The organism is Arthrobacter sp. BC5, assembly GCF_056680255.1.
Genome location: NZ_CM155273.1, coordinates 1,185,561 through 1,201,576, shown reverse-complemented (window position 1 = coordinate 1,201,576; position 16,016 = coordinate 1,185,561). Strand labels below are relative to the sequence as shown.

The 16,016-nt window shown below is 69.3% G+C and carries 13 protein-coding genes; 3 read left to right on the top strand and 10 right to left on the bottom strand.

Annotation, left to right across the window (positions count from 1 at the left end; translation table 11 throughout):
• The first annotated feature begins 144 nt into the window (after positions 1–144).
• Complete coding sequence (locus AC1MFI_RS05420) at positions 145–567, top strand: hypothetical protein (protein ID WP_479820097.1); 423 nt, start codon at positions 145–147, stop codon at positions 565–567.
• On the opposite strand, the gene AC1MFI_RS05415 is transcribed toward AC1MFI_RS05420, so the two are convergent.
• The 3 genes from AC1MFI_RS05415 to AC1MFI_RS05405 all read right to left on the bottom strand — a co-directional run bounded on the left by AC1MFI_RS05415 (position 537) and on the right by AC1MFI_RS05405 (position 5,329).
• The gene (locus AC1MFI_RS05415; RefSeq protein ID WP_479820096.1) at positions 537–1,337 is read right to left on the bottom strand and encodes a response regulator transcription factor; all 801 of its coding nucleotides are present in this window, start codon (positions 1,335–1,337) and stop codon (positions 537–539) included. The two genes, AC1MFI_RS05420 and AC1MFI_RS05415, sit on opposite strands and share 31 nt — an antisense overlap.
• 102 nt (positions 1,338–1,439) lie before the next feature.
• Positions 1,440–3,695 (bottom strand): putative bifunctional diguanylate cyclase/phosphodiesterase, encoded by a 2,256-nt coding sequence (locus AC1MFI_RS05410; protein ID WP_479820095.1) that lies wholly within the window; start codon positions 3,693–3,695, stop codon positions 1,440–1,442.
• 149 nt (positions 3,696–3,844) lie between these two features.
• Positions 3,845–5,329, bottom strand: coding sequence for an MFS transporter (locus tag AC1MFI_RS05405; RefSeq protein WP_479820094.1), 1,485 nt, complete (start codon positions 5,327–5,329; stop codon positions 3,845–3,847).
• Positions 5,330–5,416: 87 nt separating this feature from the next.
• Between AC1MFI_RS05405 and AC1MFI_RS05400 the strand changes: the two genes are divergently transcribed.
• Complete coding sequence (locus AC1MFI_RS05400) at positions 5,417–5,974, top strand: TetR/AcrR family transcriptional regulator (protein WP_479820093.1); 558 nt, start codon at positions 5,417–5,419, stop codon at positions 5,972–5,974.
• Positions 5,975–6,013: 39 nt separating this feature from the next.
• On the opposite strand, the gene AC1MFI_RS05395 is transcribed toward AC1MFI_RS05400, so the two are convergent.
• From AC1MFI_RS05395 to AC1MFI_RS05385, 3 genes are read right to left on the bottom strand one after another with little or no spacing between them, the layout of a single operon-like run.
• The gene (locus tag AC1MFI_RS05395; protein WP_479820092.1) at positions 6,014–7,453 is read right to left on the bottom strand and encodes a phytoene desaturase family protein; all 1,440 of its coding nucleotides are present in this window, start codon (positions 7,451–7,453) and stop codon (positions 6,014–6,016) included.
• A gap of 41 nt (positions 7,454–7,494) precedes the next feature.
• The gene (locus tag AC1MFI_RS05390; RefSeq protein WP_479820091.1) at positions 7,495–8,604 is read right to left on the bottom strand and encodes a lipid II:glycine glycyltransferase FemX; all 1,110 of its coding nucleotides are present in this window, start codon (positions 8,602–8,604) and stop codon (positions 7,495–7,497) included.
• Positions 8,601–10,211, bottom strand: a complete 1,611-nt coding sequence (locus tag AC1MFI_RS05385; RefSeq protein WP_479820090.1) for a glycosyltransferase family 87 protein — start codon at positions 10,209–10,211, stop codon at positions 8,601–8,603. Before AC1MFI_RS05385 ends, AC1MFI_RS05390 begins: the two co-directional genes overlap by 4 nt.
• Before the next feature lie 191 nt (positions 10,212–10,402).
• On the opposite strand from AC1MFI_RS05385, the gene AC1MFI_RS05380 reads away from it, so the two are divergent.
• Entirely contained in the window at positions 10,403–11,488 is a 1,086-nt protein-coding gene (locus tag AC1MFI_RS05380) for an inositol-3-phosphate synthase (RefSeq protein ID WP_479820089.1), read from the top strand.
• 105 nt (positions 11,489–11,593) lie between these two features.
• Here the strand turns inward: AC1MFI_RS05380 and AC1MFI_RS05375 are convergent, their stop codons facing one another.
• The 4 genes from AC1MFI_RS05375 to AC1MFI_RS05360 form a co-directional block, all read right to left on the bottom strand.
• Complete coding sequence (locus tag AC1MFI_RS05375; RefSeq protein WP_479820088.1) at positions 11,594–13,261, bottom strand: formate--tetrahydrofolate ligase; 1,668 nt, start codon at positions 13,259–13,261, stop codon at positions 11,594–11,596.
• A 26-nt stretch (positions 13,262–13,287) separates the two neighbouring features.
• Complete coding sequence (locus AC1MFI_RS05370) at positions 13,288–14,058, bottom strand: phosphatase (protein WP_479820087.1); 771 nt, start codon at positions 14,056–14,058, stop codon at positions 13,288–13,290.
• A gap of 30 nt (positions 14,059–14,088) precedes the next feature.
• Entirely contained in the window at positions 14,089–15,336 is a 1,248-nt protein-coding gene (gene mshA, locus AC1MFI_RS05365) for a D-inositol-3-phosphate glycosyltransferase (protein ID WP_479820086.1), read from the bottom strand.
• An 89-nt stretch (positions 15,337–15,425) separates the two neighbouring features.
• Positions 15,426–15,788, bottom strand: coding sequence for a MerR family transcriptional regulator (locus AC1MFI_RS05360; protein WP_479820798.1), 363 nt, complete (start codon positions 15,786–15,788; stop codon positions 15,426–15,428).
• Between the last annotated feature and the right edge of the window lie 228 nt (positions 15,789–16,016).

Here is a 16,016-nt window from a genome sequence, read left to right as displayed (position 1 = left end):
GACCGACGGCCAGAGTGGAACCAGGAGTGCAGCTCTCCGCGATCTTCCCGCCGGTCCCGGTCCGTCCACCGGGGCCGGCGGGGCAGCGTCGACGGGTGGCCCTCCGGACCGGCACAGGATCCAGCGGCAGCAGAAGGAGCAGGCGTGGCCACGTCCCACCTCCCCTTTCCCGTGGCCCAGGGCGTCCCGGCCGGTCCACGTCCCGCGACCGACAGGACCGAGGTGCTCCAGCTTCCCGTGCTCGACCGGCGGACCCTCGGGAACCTCGGGGTGGAACTCGCCAACCAGGCGGGCGCGCTGCAGTTCGCGGAGATGTTCGCGGCGATGCTGCCGCAGCGGATCGCCGCCGTGGAAGCCGCCTTCGCGGCCCGCGACACGGACGCCGCCGTCGTCGCACTCCTCAGCCTGAATGTCAGCTCGTCCATGGTGGGAGCACGCCGCCTGGAGGAGTCCTCCGCCGCGGCCCTGGGATCGATCGATGAGCCGACGGCCCACTCCGGGCTCGTCGCGCGCCTGCAGGGCCTGGCTGTGGAGTTTCAGTCCGCGCTGGGCGGCATCATCCGGTAGCCGACACCGCGGACCGTCCGGATGAACCTGGGCGCCTTCGTGTCCTCGCCGAGTTTCTTCCGGAGGTTCCGGATGTGCACCTCCACGAGGTGCTGGTCATTGACCCAGCCGTCACCCCAGATCCGCGACAGCAGGGTCTCACGCTGCCAGACCCTGCGGGGCCCGGAGACGAGCGTGGCCAGGAGGTCGAACTCGATCCGCGTCAGGGGCAGCTCGACGCCGTCGAGCATCGCGATCCTGCCCTCGGTGTCGATGGTGATGGGTCCGTGCACCAGGAGGCCCTCCACCTGTCCCGGTGCCCCCGTGACCTCTGCCGGCCTGTCCGACGCCGCCTGGGGCGCCGCTTCGGGCTCGACGCCCACCAGGGGCTGTGACACGCTGCGCACCGTGCTCCTGGGACGGCGGAACATCGCGTTCACCCGAGCGCCGACCTCGCGCGGGCTGAAGGGCTTCATCACGAAGTCGTCCGCCCCGATCTCGAGGCCGATCAGGCGGTCGATCTCGTCCTGCCGCGCCGTGATCATGATGACGTAGGCATCGGTCAGGGGGCGGATCTGCCGGCATACCTCGACGCCGTCGATATCCGGGAGGTTCAGGTCGAGCGTCACGAGGTCCGGGCGGCGTTCGCGCACGAGCGCGACACCCTGCCGTCCGTTCTCGGCCTCCAGGGTGGTGAAGCCGTTCATGCCCAGCGTCATGACCAGCAACTGGCGCACGTCGGCGTCGTCTTCGATGATCAGTGCAACGCGCGCATCGGGGTCCGAAGTCATAACTGACACACTGCCAGATGTTGAAAGCACCACCGAGCGCATCCGTCCCCTTGTCCCGATATTCCGACGAATCCTTCACGTGCGCCCCTGGCCTGTGACACGTCAGCCACGGCCGGCCCCCACTGTGTGTCCCCCGATCCAGGGACCCACCTCGCGCGCAGGAAGCGGCACGGCGAGGTGGAAGCCCTGACCGAAATCGCAGCCTCGCGCCCTCAGCTCCTCCTCCGTCCGCTCGTCGTCGACACCCTCGGCGACCACGCGCAGGCCCAGGCTGTGCGCGAGGTCGATGATCGACCCCACCAGCCCGTCGGCCCGGTCGTCGTCCCCCATGGCGGTGATGAACGAGCGGTCGAGCTTCAGCTCGTCGACCGGAAGAACGCGAAGGTAGGCCAGGGAGCTGTAGCCGGTCCCGAAGTCGTCGAGGGCGATCTGGACACCCGCGCCGCGGAGGGCCGCGAGGATGTCGGCGGTGCCGGTCGGCGTGGACATGAGTACGTCCTCGGTGATCTCCAGCATGAGGCACGACGGCGGCACGTCGAACTGCTCGAGCAGGGCGAGGATCTCGTGCGGCAGGCCCGGCAGGATGCAGGAGCCCGACATGTTGACCGCTACCGAGATGTCGAGTCCGGCGGCCCGCCACCGGGCGACCCGACGGACGGCGCGTCGTAGCACCAGGGAGGACAGGGCGGGCATGAGGCCGGCTTCCTCGGCGAGGGGCAGGAACGCGGTCGGGGGTAACTGCCCGCGCGTGGGGTGGTTCCATCGCACGAGGGCCTCCACGCCCGTCACCTCGCGGTCCGCCAGCCGGACCTTCGGCTGGTAGTGCATCTCGAACTGGTCCTCCGCGAGGGCGATCCGGAGCTCCTGGACGGTGCGCAGCCGGAGCTCACCGTCGTCGTCGTCCGTCGCGTCGTAGACGTGGTGGCCGCTGCGCGCGGACTTCGCACGGAACATGGCGATGTCCGCCTTGCGCATGAGCAGGCTCATGTCCGTGCCGTGCTGCGGAGTCAGGGCGATGCCGATGCTGGCGCCGGCCTGCAGCGCCGCCGTGCCCACCTGGACGGGGTCGGACAGCGCCGCTCCCAGGCGTTCGGCCGTGGCGACGGCGTCCTGTTCCGTCACGCCCTGGAGGAACACGGCGAACTCGTCACCGCCGAGGCGGGCGAGCATGTCCTGAGGGCGCAGCTGCCGCCTGAAGCGCCGGCCGACCTGGACCAGGAGCACGTCCCCGACGTCGTGCCCGAGGGCGTCGTTGACGTGCTTGAAGCGATCGAGGTCGAGCAGGAAGAGGGCTCCGGGCTGCCCGGTCCCGAGCCGCTGCGGGACGTCGGCCAGCAGGGCGCGCCGGTTGGGCAGCCCTGTGAGCTCGTCCGTCCGGGCGAGGGTGACGAGCATGCGATTCCGGAACGCGAGGGGGACCGCAGCCAGGGCGAGCGTGGATGCCGCGAAGACCACCGCGAGCAGGGGGATCCGCAGTTGGCAGCCGATCACGAGCACCGCGAGCGCCGATGCGGTGGATACAAGGGGTGCGGCGAGTTCCGGGATCCCGCGGCTCCGGTGGTGTGATCCCCTGCCGGTACTGGCCGCACCGTCGGTCCACGCGGCGATGGCCGCTATCCCTGCGACCCAGCCGGCGTCGATGACGGACCCCACGGCGTACTCCTGCATGCCCAGCGCGTAGGCGACATCGGCAGCGGAGAAGATGATCAGGCCCGAGACGAGGAGGGGCCAGCGGGGACCGATATCGAGGCCGCGGGAGGCGAGCACGCCGCCGACGGCGGTGATGAGGAGGAGGTCCAGGAGCGGATAGACGACGGCGATGATCACCTCGAAGGCCGTACCGCCCGAGCCGTCGATGCGGAGGACGGGCGCGAGGACCAGTGCCATGAGGGATGCCGCGGCCAGCGCCCCCACGATGCTGTCGAGCATCAACGGCCAGATCAGGTCCTTCAGCTTCCTGATCACCACCACGGCGACGGCGCCGAGCATGAGCGGATAGAAGGCGAAGTAGCCGACGTCCGCCCACGACGCGTAGCTCAGGGCCACCTCCCCGTCCAGGGAGGCGGCGTAGTAGGCGTCGCCCGCGGCGTAGGCGATCACGGCGCCCGCGGCCAGGAGGACCTGCCGTTGCGCGAAGCGGGTCCGCACCGCCGCGCTGATACACAGGGCGACGGCGGAGAGCTCCGTCAGGACGCAGAGCCAGCCGTCGAAGAGGGGATCGAACGTCTCCTGGTCCCCGAGCAGAAGGCCGCCGGTATACACGGCCAGCAGCACGACCATCATGGCGGTCAGCACCTGGGCATGGCCCGGCTGCGCAGGGCGACGGCCGTCACGTAGGGGGGCGTCGTCGCGCCGCATGCAGTCCCCGTTCTCGCTCCGGTGGTGGAATCGCAAGCATAGGGGCGCGGCGCCGGGCCGAGGGCGCGAACGGCCTGTAGCGGCTATATCCTGCACAAATACTTGGGTTGGACCGGAGCCCTCGCTTCCTCGCCCGGCGCTGCCCGCTCCTATCCGAGGTGTACGGCCTCACCCGACGTCGTGAATTCGTCACGCGCGACCCTGACCATGAACCAGGAGATCGGGGACGCGAGCGCGAGGGCCACTGCGGCAGCCAGGAACACCACGGAGTACCCGTCCACGAGGGACTGCAGCCCGCCCGCGGCTCCCTCGGCGGTACCGGTCCCGGCACCCACCGTGTAGAGGGCCGTGAAGACGGCGGTCCCGATGGATCCGCCGATCTGCTGCGTCGCAGTGACGGCGGCACTCGCCACGCCCGAATCCCTCGGTGCGATGCCCAGGAGGGCGACGTTCTGGAGGGGGACGAAGATGAAGGCGAGCCCCATCCCGAGCAGGATCTGCGCGGGAAGAACTTCGAGGGCGTAGGAACCGCCGACGGTGATGCGGCTGAGCAGCAGCAGCCCTGCAGCGGCGATGAGCGGGCCGACGGTCATGAGGATGCGGGGACCGACCGTGGGCAGGAGCCGCGACACGACGCCGGCGCAGACGATGATGGCGAAGGTCATCGGAAGGGACGCGAGCCCGGAGACCAGCGGGCTCATGCCGAGGACGATCTGGAAGTACAGCGTCAGGTAGAGCAGCGCACCGAGCAGCGCGGCGCCTACCGCGATCGAGGAAAGGTATGCGCCCGCCCGGGCACCATCGGTGATGATGCGCAGCGGCAGGAGGGGGTGGGCCGAACGGGATTCGACGAGGAGGAACAGGACCAACAGCACCACGCCGAGGGCGAGGAAGCCCAGCGTGTCGGCGCGGACCCACCCGGCTTCGGCCCGGGAGAAGCCGTAGACCACGGAGGCGAGGCCGAGGCTGACGAGGACCGCTCCGGGAACGTCGTAGCGCGTGCTTCCCTCGGCACGGCTCTCCCGCAGCACGGGGAGGCCCACGGCGATGGCGACGACGGCGATGGGCACGTTCACGAGCAGGCACCAGTGCCAGCTGAAGTACTCGGTCAGGACACCGCCCAGCAGGAGGCCGACGGCGGCTCCGCCACCGGCGATGGTTCCGTAGACGGCGAAGGCCCGGACGCGGTCCTTGCCGCCGGGAAATGTGACCGAGAGGATGGCGAGCGCCGCGGGAGCGAGCAGTGCGGCGAAAACGCCCTGGAGTCCGCGGGCCACCAGGAGCATCTCGCCCGAGGTCGCGATCCCGCCGATGGCCGAGGCGAGGGCGAAGCCGCCCATGCCGATGAGGAACGAGCGCTTCCGCCCCCAGAAGTCGGCGATACGGCCGCCGAGGAGCAGGAGCGCGCCGAAGGTGAGTGCATAGAGCGTGACGACCCAGCTGCGATCGCTGTCGGACATGCCGAGTTCGGCCTGTGCCTGCGGCAGGGCGATGTTCACGATGGTCCCGTCGAGGACGACGGTGAGCTGTGCGAGCGCAACGATGGCCAGCACGAGCCAGCGGTTGGCCGGGGCCTTGGCGGGGGCGTCCTCCACAGCGAAGGGGCTGGTGGCGCCCGAGGGTGGGACTGTCATGGATCTCCTCAGAAATGGTCTGGTTCCGAGGGTAGGGCTGCCCTCTCCGAGAGTCAAACGAACTAGTTCGTTTGGTATGCTGGGAGCATGCAGTCGACGACGGACGTACGCTCACGGATCCTCCTGGCCGCTCGGAGCGAGTTCGCCTCCTACGGGTTGGCGGGCGCGCGCGTCGATCGGATCGCCAAGGCCGCGAGTGCCAGCAAGGAACGCCTCTATGCGCACTTCACCGACAAGTCGGCACTGTTCCAGGCCGTGCTCGACACCAACGCCATCGCGTTCCACGACGCCGTGGTCCTCGATCCCCTGGACGTCCCGGCCTTCGTGGGCCGGCTCTTCGACCATACGCACGAGCATCCCGACATCCTCAGGATGCTGACCTGGGCCCGCCTCGAGGGGGTGGACTACGACCTGCCCGGGATGGGCGCGGACCCGGACGTCAAGCTGGTGGCTCTCCGGCAGGCGCAGGACCTGGGCCACGTCGACCCGTCCTGGGCACCGGAGGAACTCCTCCCGATCCTCTTCGGCATCGCGCAGGCCTGGGTGCAGGCTCCGCTGGTCGCGCAGCAGAACGCTTCGGGGACGCCGCTGTCGGCACATCGGGCCTCGGCGGTCGAGGCCGCCCGGCGGATCATCCAGCCGTGAGCCGGTCCACCTGGCCCTGACCGGCGACCGGTGCGGCGCTCAGAGCCCGAGGGCGGGCATGGGCAGGCCGAATTCCCGCTCGAGCGCGAGCCGGGCCGCATTCATCCCCGCCATTCCGTGGACTCCGGGGCCCGGCGGAGTCGACTGGGAACAGAGGTAGACACCCTTCATCGGCGTCGCCCAGGGCTGCAGGGACGGCACCGGGCGGGCGACGATCTGGCGCAGGTTCACCGCTCCGCTGCTGAAGTCGCCGCCCACATAGTTGGCGTTGTACGCCTCGAGTTCGCTCGCCGTCGTCGTGTGGCTGCTGACCACGACGTCGCGGAAGCCGGGCGCGAACCGTTCGATCTGCGCGGTCACGGCCGCTGCCATGTCCAGGGTGGAACCCCTCGGGACATGGCAGTACGTCCACAGCGTGTGCCTGCCCTCGGGCGCGCGGGTCGGGTCGAACGACGACGGCTGCGACAGGAGCACATAGGGGCTGTCCGGGTGCTGCCCCTGGTTGACCTGCTTCTCCCCGGCAGCGATCTCCTCCCGTGTCCCGCCCAGGTGCGCCGTACCTGCGCGGTGCAACTCCGGGTGGGTCCACGGCACAGGACCGGACAGGATGAAGTCGACCTTGCAGGCCGCGTTTCCATAGGTGAAGGCGGACAGTGCGGCCCGGTAGGCCGACGGCAGCCTGCCGCGCGACATGGCCTGGAAGGTCTTCGGTGCGACATCGAGAAGCACCACGGGCGCGTCCGAAACCTCGGCCAGAGTGTCGATCCTGCTGTTGGTGACCACCTCCCCGCCGTGCTCCTGAAGGTCCAGCGCCAGGGCGTCGGCGATGGACTGCGAGCCTCCCACGGGGATCGGCCACCCGACGGTGTGCGCGAGGAGGTTCAGCACCAGGCCCGCCCCCGCTGCAGTCACCGAGGGCAGCGTACCCACCGGATGCGCCATGACCCCCGTCACGAGGGCCTTCGCCTCGTCTGTGCGGAAGCGGCGGTTCCAGGACGGCAGGCCCTGGTCGAGGACCGCCAGGCCGAAGCGCAGGGCCGCCTCCGGCTTCTTCGGGATCCGCACCACGTGGTTCAGCGTGAAGGCCAGGATGTCCTGCTCCCGGTCCCGGAGAGGCTGCAGAAGCCGTCGGTACGCTTCGCCGTCCGCTCCGAGCCCTGCAACGGTCTGCTCCAGGCTCCGGTGGGCGACGCCGGCCCGGCCGCCGTCCAGCGGGTGCGCGAAGGACACCTCGGGGACGGCGAACCCGATGCGACGGCTCAACTCGAAGGCACGGAAGAAGGGTGAGGCGAGGGCCATCGGATGGACGGCGGAACAGAAGTCATGAAGGTGCCCGTCCTCCATCAGCTGGAGGGAACGCGACCCACCGCCGAGGGTCGGAGCGGCTTCGTGGATCCTGACGGAGAGACCGGCGCGCGCCATGACGACGGCTGCCGCAAGGCCGTTCGGCCCTGCTCCGACTACGACTGCATCTGGCATGGCGCTTCCTCTCCTGCCGCGGGGTGGCTCCCCGTCCGGCGCTACGTCTGCTCGGCCTCCACGCCGACGCGCTCCCGCCGTCCGACGGCACGTCGCGCGAGCGCCCTCGCACGGCGAACAGCTGACCTCGCCGTCGTGGGGGCCGTCCGCCGGGCGCCGAGCAAGGATGCGACCGCCGCGTAGCGCAGGGGGCTGAGCGGGATGTCGAAGGTGGTCGGGACCACCACCACGTTCTTCGAGAAGTTGCGTTTGAAGGTCGTGACGTTCGCGAGCCCGGGATAGTTCTCGCTCACGATCCCCGTCAGCCCGCATGCCGTGTTGCCGGCGGACTTCAGGACCTTGAAGGCCTCCCACAGGAGCAGGTACGGTGCGAAGGTACTGCGGGCCTCGTGCGTACTGCCTGCGAAGTAGTAGACGGAGTAGCCGCGGTACTCCGTGGTGATCAGCCAGCTGAGGGGGGTGTCCTCCCGATAGGCGACGAGGAGTCGCAGGTGGTCGCCCAGAGCGGCCAGCAGGGTCTCGTAGTAGGCCGAGTCGAAGGACTGGAAGCCGTCCCGCTCCGCGGTCTCCTGCATGATCGGAAACAGCTGCGTGGCGAAGACCACCTTCCATTCCTCGCGAGGAATGTGACGTACCTCGACGCCGTTGCGCTGGGCACGGCGGATGCTGTTGCGGGCGTTCGGCCGGAAACTCCGGAGCAGCTCCGGCTCCGAGGGCGTGAGGTCGACGACGATCTCGCGCTCGTACCATCCGTGCTCGATCGGACCCGTCGCGGGGGCCTGCGGCGTGGCGACCTGCATGCGGACATACAGCGGGTCCACGGAGGGGTCCTCGCGAAACTGGCGGCGTACCGACTCCATGAGCTCGCGCTCGGCCACGGGGGTACGCTCGGCGAACCAGACCGGACCGTTGACCACCACCACTGATTCCCTGAACCGGCGGACCACGTGGACATAGCTCGCCGTGGCCACGAGGATCCCGGCGGCATCCCTGTAGGCCCAGATGCCCAGGGGCTTCCGACCGAGGGCCCGCTCGAACTCGACCCAGTCGGGGGTCTGCTCGATGGGGATCACCACCTCCGGATGGGCTGCGGCGATCACGTCGAAGGCCGCCCGGTCGAGGGGGCTGTAGGTCAGGGGTGCTGCACTCACTGATGATCTTCCGCTGTTCGTGGTGATGGGACTGGAGGCTGCGACGGCACGGGCCCGTCGCCGTCGTCCGCGGGTGCCGGTAGGGCTCCCGCCTGGTCATGCCAGCCTATCGGAGCGACAGGGCCCGGCGGCCGGCCCGACGATCGCGACGGGATCCGCGCTGGCTCCGTGGCGGATGCCCGCGTGCCGAAGCGCAGGGTGAAGCGATCACGGGCCCCGTCGAACGGGCCTCCCTGCGGATCGTCGATGCCGATCCGCCGGACCACGTCCCGTTCGGGAGCGAGCACATCCAGCACCACGACCGCCATCACGTATGCCGTTGCAAGAATATGACCGAGTACGGCCCACGCGTACATGCCGAGTCCGAGGTTGTGCTCGGGGGCCCCGCCGCTCGTCTGTGCTCCGAGGTAGAGCCAGACGGCGACCCAGTGGAGGACCTCGACGAGCTGCCACGCGAGGACCACCCGCCAGCGGGGAACGGCCAGCGCGATGAGGGGAACGAGCCAGAGCGCGTACTGCGGTGAGTAGACCTTGTTGCAGAGGACGAAGGCCCCGACGATCAGCAGCGCGAGCTGCGCCAGCCGGGGCCGGCGCTGCGCACGCAAGGCGAGGACCCCGATGCCCGCGCAGGCGAGCGCGAAGAGGACGGCTGCGCCGAGATTGATCGCAGCGGGTGAAAGGGGTGCCCCGCCGGACTGCCGCGCGAGGGCGTTGTACACGTACCACCCCGAGGAGAACCCGGCATCGCGGTTCTCGGAGAACGTCAGGAAGTAGCGCCAGCCCGCCAGGTCACGGAGCATGAACGGCAGGTCGACCGCGAGCCATGCCGCCGTCGTGCCCGCCAGCGCACCGAGGAAGGCCCTGTAGCGGCCCGTCCTGATCGCCAGGAGCAGGACGGCCCCGAGCAGCAGGACCGGATAGAGCTTCACCGCCGTGCCGAGTCCCCACAGGACGCCCGCGAGCAGCGGACGGTCCCGGGCGAAGGCCAGCATCCCGGCCGTCGCGAGCAGGACGGCCCAGAGATCCCAGTTGATGGTTCCGGAGAGGATGATCACCGGTGCGGTCGCGACGATCGCCGCGTCCCAGGGCCGGCGGGCGGCCAGCCGGAGTGTCGCCAGCACGGTCAGGATCCATACCCCCGCCAGGAGGACCGCATTGACGTCGAAGTAGAGGAGGGACTTCGCCTCGGGTGAAGCGCCGCCGGCGGCGAGGGTGACGAGGAGGGCCGTGGCGGAGGCGATCAGGCCGAGCAGCACCGGATATTCGAAGAGTGCCCCCGGGCTGATGAAGGGAAGGACGCCTTCGCCGAGCCCGCGGCTCCGGTAGAGCTCCGGCCAGTCCGAGTAGCACGCGCGGTAGAAGTAGTCCGGCGACGACCACCCCTCCACGCGGCACGGGTTCTTGACGATCACCGCCAGGGCGGCGGCGCAGACGGTGAGGAGGATGAGCACCCGCTCCACGGTGAACCACTGAGGAGCGACCCGTCCCGGATCGGCGTGCCGGCCCAGCGGCCCTCCGATCCCTTCCACCAACGGCTGGAGGGCCGGGTCCGATCGGCTCGGGATGCTGATCCGGTAGGGCCCGCGCGCTCCCTCACCCGACGTCATCCACCGAGCCTAGTCGCCCTCCTGCGGCAGAAGGGGCCCGGTGTCGGGCCGCTTGACGCCGAACGGCTGCGGGCGCAAGGAATGCCTCCGCATGCATCGGCGTTGGAAACTGAACGTAGACTGGCACTTCCTGCCGACCGCGCCCGGGCGATGACGGCCGGAACATATTCAACGGGCTTTCGAGGAGAACTGTGGGACAGAACCCCATTCGCGTGGCAATCATTGGAGTCGGCAACTGCGCCGCGTCGCTGGTGCAGGGAGTGCACTATTACCGCGACGCGGACCCGTCCGGGAGCATCCCCGGACTGATGCATGTCGAGTTCGGCAAGTACCACGTAGGGGACGTCGAGTTCGTCGCGGCGTTCGACGTCGACGGCAAGAAGGTCGGCCACGACCTCGCCGAGGCGATCGGTGCCAGCGAGAACAACACGATCAAGATCGCGGACGTTCCGCCCACCGGCGTCATCGTCCAGCGCGGGCACACCCTCGACGGGCTCGGCAAGTACTACCGCGAGACCATCGTGGAATCGGACGAGGAGCCGGTCGACATCGTCGGCCAGCTCAAGGCCACCAAGGCCGACGTCCTGGTCTGCTACCTGCCCGTCGGCTCCGAACATGCCGCCAAGTACTACGCCCAGTGCGCCATCGACGCCGGCGTCGCGTTCGTCAATGCCCTGCCCGTCTTCATCGCCGGCACCAAGGAGTGGGCGGACAAGTTCACCGAGGCCGGGGTCCCGATCGTCGGCGACGACATCAAGAGCCAGATCGGCGCCACGATCACGCACCGCGTCATGGCGAAGCTGTTCGAGGACCGTGGCGTCACGCTGGACCGCACGTACCAGCTGAATGTCGGCGGCAACATGGACTTCAAGAACATGCTCGAACGCGACCGCCTCGAGTCTAAGAAGATCTCCAAGACCCAGGCCGTCACCTCCAACGTGAAGGCGCAGCTCCACTCCGACGACGTCCATATCGGCCCCTCCGACTACGTCGCCTGGCTCGACGACCGCAAATGGGCGTTCGTGCGCCTCGAAGGCCGCAACTTCGGCGACGCTCCCGTCTCCCTCGAGTACAAGCTCGAGGTGTGGGACTCCCCGAACTCCGCCGGCGTCATCATCGACGCCATCCGCGCGGCGAAGATCGCCCTGGACCGCGGCATCGGCGGTCCCATCCTCTCCGCGTCCAGCTACTTCATGAAGTCCCCGCCGGAGCAGTACGCGGACGACATCGCCCACGACAAGGTCGAAGCCTTCATCCGCGGCGACCTCGACCGCTAGCCGTACCGCGCGCCGGTGCGATCAGGGGCCGGGACGGCATCGCCGTCCCGGCCCTCGCCGTCGGCGCTGTGGCGGCCCCCGACCTCGCCGTGAGGCCCCGACCCGCTAGAACAGCCCGACGGCGTTGCCCTCGCCGTCCACGTCCATGCGCAGCGCGGCCGGTTCCTTCGGCAGTCCCGGCATGGTCATCACGGAGCCCGTCAGGGCGACGATGAACCCCGCGCCGGTCTTCGGGATGAGGTCCCTGACATGGACGGTGAAGCCCTTCGGAGCCCCGAGCAGGCTCGCGTCGTCCGAGAAGGAATACTGCGTCTTCGCCATGCACACAGGAAGCGCGGACCAGCCGTTGGCCTGGATCTCCTTCAGGCGCCGCAGTGCCGGTACGGAGAAATCGACGCCGTCGGCGCCGTAGATCTCCTGGGCGATCGTCCGGATCTTGTCCTCGACCGGAAGGTCGAGGGAATAGAGGTGCGAGAAGTCGACGGGACGCTCCAGGGCCGCGAGGACCTTCCCGGCGAGCTCGTCGCCGCCCGGTCCGCCGCCGCCCTGACCCCAGACGTCGGCGACGGCGGCGTCGATGCCCTCTCCCGAACACCACCCGAGCAGCCAGTCGAGCTCCTCCTGCGCGTCCGTTCCGAACCGGTTGATGGCTACGACCGGCGAGATGCCGAACTTCTCGATGTTCCGTACGTGGCGCGCCAGGTTGGCCGTCCCCTCCCGGAGTGCGTCCACGTCCGGCGTCGCGAGGTCGGCCTTCGCGACGCCGCCGTGCATCTTGAGCGCGCGGACCGTCGCGACGAGGACGACGGCGTCGGGTGCGAGGTCGGCGGCGCGCGCCTTGATGTCCATGAACTTCTCGGCTCCGAGGTCCGCCCCGAAGCCCGCCTCGGTGACCACGATGTCCGCGAGGCGCCGCGCGGTGCGCGTGGCGATGACCGAATTGCAGCCGTGGGCGATGTTTGCGAAGGGGCCGCCGTGCACGAGGGCCGGCGTGCCGGCGATGGTCTGCACGAGGTTCGGCTTGATGGCATCCTTGAGCAGCAGCGCCAGGGCGCCCTGGACCTGCAGGTCGCGGACGGTGAGCGGGGCGCGATCGTAGGTGTAGCCGAACGTGATGTCGCCGAGCCGTTCCTTCAGGTCCTCGAGGTCCTTCGCCAGGCAGAAGACGGCCATGATCTCCGAGGCCACCGTGATGTCGAAGCCGTCCTGGCGCGGAGTACCCTGCGCAGGACCGCCGAGCCCTACGACCACCTCCCGGAGCGCCCGGTCATTGACGTCCAGGACACGCTTGAACGTGATCCGCCGCGGGTCGATGCCGAGCTCGTTGCCCTGGTGGATGTGGTTGTCGATCAGGGCCGCGAGCGCGTTGTTCGCCGAGGTGATGGCATGGAAATCACCGGTGAAGTGCAGGTTGATCTCGTCCATGGGCAGCACCTGGGAGTATCCGCCTCCGGTCGCTCCGCCCTTCATGCCCAGCACCGGTCCCAGTGACGGCTCGCGGAGGGCGATCATCACGCGCTGTCCTGCCCGCGCGAGGGAATCCGCGAGACCGACCGTACACGTGGATTTGCCTTCTCCCGCGGGGGTGGGACTCATCGCGGTCACGAGGACCACCCTGCCGTGAGCCCCGGCCGTGTCGGGCAGCCGGCGTGGATCGATCTTCGCCTTGAAGCGTCCGTAGAACTCGAGCGCCTCCCGCGGTATCCCGGCGGCTTCGGCTATGTCCTCGATGGGTCTGACCGCAGCTGCGCGGGCAATCTCAAGATCGCTCATGCGGCAAATCTATCAGCGGTGGCGGGTCACGCCGGAGGCAGTCCAGCACGTTCGAGGACGTAGGCGATCAGCGGCTCGTACAGTCCCGGACAGACGTTGTCGTCGAGCGGGACGGCCACCTCGAGCTGGCCCTGCGCTTCGGAGACGAACAATCCCGGGTCGTTGCAGTCGGCGAATCCGATGGTGGGGAAGCCGGAGCTCGCCGCCTGTCCCGCCCACCCGTGGTCCGCCACCACGAGATCGGGCATCCCGATGCCCTCCCGTGCCAGGGTATCGATGCTCAGCCGCATGGGCTCGGGGAGGTGGGTGTGCATGAGGCCGCCGTGCTGGTGCCAGACGAGGACACCGAAGACCTGGCGGATGTCACCGGCCCCGAAGCGCCTGCCCTCGGCCACCTCGACCACGGTGGCACCTGCCGCGGCGGCGGCCCGCGCGAAGGCGGCGTGGACGGGCAGGAGGCCGGCGGGATGGCCCGTCGCGAAGAGGATCCGGTCCTGCCGTCGTACGGATGCGCCGAGCCTGTCGGCGAAGCGGTCGAGGGCGGCCACACACGTGCCGGCGTCGATGGTGTCCTGCCCCTCGGTGTGGGAGCGGTCGGGGCTCGTGCCCACCCGCTCGTGCATGAGGTCGAAAACGTCGTCGTACGTCCACTTCCGCGTGAGCTCCACGCCGAATTCGAGGTTCTCGTTGCCTTCGAGGAAGAGCCTCATGTGCTTGAGGTTGTCCTGCCGCGAGGTGGCCACCTGACCGGTGATACGAACGGAATCGAGGTATTCGGCGAGCTCAGCGGGATTCACGCTTCCATCCTAGGGGGCGGATTCGCTGCTTCAGCTCGCGGTGGCCGCAGGGAAACGCTCGACGGCGGTGCGGTAGCTCTGCGCCGTCAGCAGCGCGGTGCGCTGCCACCCGAAGGCGAGGGCATGGCTCGCAGCCCCGCGCCCGAGGGCCTCGCGCAGAGACGACTCGTCGTAGAGGCGTTCCAGGGCGTCCGCCCACCGCCCCGCCGAGTGGCCGTCGACGAGCAGGCCGCTGCGCCCGTCGCTGACGGCCTGCGGGAGTCCGCCCACATTGGCCGCGAGGACCGGCGTGCCGCACGCCTGTGCCTCCAGCGCCACGAGACCGAAGGATTCGGTGAAGGACGGCATGGCCACGACGTCGGCCGACCGGAACCACTGGGCGAGATGCGCAGCCGTGACCGGCGGGTACAGCCTGATGGCCTCGGCGAGGCCTGCACCCTCGATGAGGGGCTGGAGCGCGAGCGCCTCGGACCCGCTGCCCGAACCGAGGATGCTCACGGCGAGCGGGATGTCCGGCCGACGACGGCGGAGCTCGGCAGCCGCCGCCACCAGGACCTGCGGTCCCTTGAGCTTCTGGATCCTGCCGGCGAACACCACGTGGAACTGGTGAGGAGCAAAGGCAAGGGCGGCACGGGCGGCATCCCGGTCGCCCGGATGGAAGGTCGAGAGATCGACGCCGGGGGCCACCACATCGATCCGGTCGGCTGCGGCGCCGTAGAGCGACACGAGTTCGGAAGCCTCCGTGCTCGTGTTCGCGATGAGGCGCGCTGCTCCCGAGACGATGTCCTGTTCGCCCGCGATCCTGTCGGCCGGCTCCCGGGCACCGAGCGCCTTCATGCGCAGGTTCTTGACCTTGGCCATCGTGTGCATGGAGTGGACGAGGGGCAGGTTCATCTCCCTGCTGAGGGTGAGGCCCACGACCCCGGACACCCAGTAATGGGAGTGCAGGACATCGAAATGGCCGTCAGCGAGAAGGTCTGCGACGTCGGTGATCGCGCCGGCGAACGTGGACGCCAGACTCGGAAGGGCTTCCTTCGGAATGCGCCGCCGGGGGCCGGCATCGAGGTGGTGGACCACCACGCCGTCCCCCAGTACCTCGCGGGGCGGACGTCCCTCGCCGGCTTCACGGGTGAAGATCTCCACCTCGATGCCGACCTTGGCCAGCTCGAGCGCGGTGCTCCTGACATAGACGTTCATGCCGCCGGCATCGCCCCTGCCGGGCTGTTCGAGCGGAGAGGTGTGCAGGGACAGCATGGCTACCCGCCTGACGCCGGACACGCCCTCTCCTTTCCGACCGGCTGTGGGGAAGGGGCCGGTCGAGTGACCCTCACGACCCTATAACGCGCCGTCCGCGCCCCTCATTCCGGTCAGTAGCGGGTGAGGACGTCGATGAACTCGTCGGCACGGGCAAGGGTCTCCACCATCTTCGCGCGCCGCTCCACCGCAGCGTCCCGGAAGACGGCCAGGCGTGCTCGGAGCTCATCGGTGGCAGCCCGGTCCTCTTCCTGCTGCAGGGCGTCCAGGACCGCGAGGAGGTCCGTCATCTCCTCCAGCGAGAACCCCAGTGGCTTCATCCGGCGGATCACCATCAACCGCTCGAGGTCGGTCTCCGTGTAGACGCGGAAGCCGCCCTCCGTCCGGGACGTCGCGGGCAGGATACCCACCTCGTCGTAGTGCCGGATGGTCCGCAGGGACAGGCCCGTGCGCTCGGCGAGCTCGCCGATGTGCATGGTGCGCGCCCGGCCCTCCTCCGCAGGAGTATCCTCACCGGTCCCGCCGGCGTCGTGTGCGATCCGCTCGGCGGCCCGCTCGGCGGTTTCCGCTGATGCATCGCTCATCGCTGCCCCACTTCCCATCCCAACTGCAACCTCACGTGACGTTAGAGTAGAGTTTAACGGTTACTGCGGCGTCCCGCGGTCCTCCTGTACACCGGCGTACAGCCTAGCTTCCCGTTCCAC